We start from the raw sequence: 770 nt of genomic DNA, 5'->3' as shown, positions 1-770 counted from the left end.
CTGTGAGACTGACAAGTCGAGCAGGGACGAAAGTCGGGCTTAGTGATCCGGTGGTTCCGTATGGAAGGGCCATCGCTCAACGGATAAAAGCTACCCTGGGGATAACAGGCTTATCTCCCCCAAGAGTCCACATCGACGGGGAGGTTTGGCACCTCGCTGTCGGCTCATCGCATCCTGGGGCTGTAGTCGGTCCCAAGGGTTGGGCTGTTCGCCCATTAAAGCGGTACGCGAGCTGGGTTCAGAACGTCGTGAGACAGTTCGGTCCCTATCCGTCGCGGGCGTAGGAAATTTGCGAGGATCTGTCCTTAGTACGAGAGGACCGGGATGGACACACCACTGGTGTACCAGTTGTCTTGCCCAAGGCAGCGCTGGGTAGCTAAGTGTGGATGAGATAAACGCTGAAAGCATCTAAGTGCGAAACTCACCTCAAGATCAGATTTCCCATTCCTTTATGGAAGTAAGACCCCTGAGAGATGATCAGGTAGATAGGATGGAAGTGGAAGTGCCGCGAGGCATGGAGCGGACCATTACTAATCGGTCGAGGACTTAACCAAAAGAGTCGCGTGGAAGTGCGGTTTGATAGAAACAAGAAGAAATGTTGTTCAGTTTTGAGAGGATGGATCTTCTCAAAGAAAAATAGTGCGGTGGCGATTGCACGAAGGCTACACCTGTTCCCATGCCGAACACAGAAGTTAAGCTTCGTTACGCCAAGAGTAGTTGGGGGATCGCCCCCTGTGAGGGTAGGGCGCTGCCGCGCTAAGTTTATTCCG

General features: G+C 53.1%; 2 rRNA genes. Both read left to right on the top strand.

Annotated elements, in window-relative coordinates:
* Positions 1-554: ribosomal RNA gene (locus LFYK43_RS12180) — 23S ribosomal RNA — on the top strand; the annotation flags it as partial.
* 86 nt (positions 555-640) lie between these two features.
* A 5S ribosomal RNA gene (gene rrf, locus LFYK43_RS12175) occupies positions 641-757 on the top strand.
* Positions 758-770 lie beyond the last annotated feature (13 nt).

Source organism: Ligilactobacillus salitolerans (genome assembly GCF_003864415.1).
In the GTDB taxonomy this organism is placed as follows: Bacteria; Bacillota; Bacilli; order Lactobacillales; family Lactobacillaceae; genus Ligilactobacillus; species Ligilactobacillus salitolerans.
The sequence above is the reverse complement of the archived record's forward strand: the minus strand, read 5'-3'. Positions and strand labels throughout refer to the sequence as shown.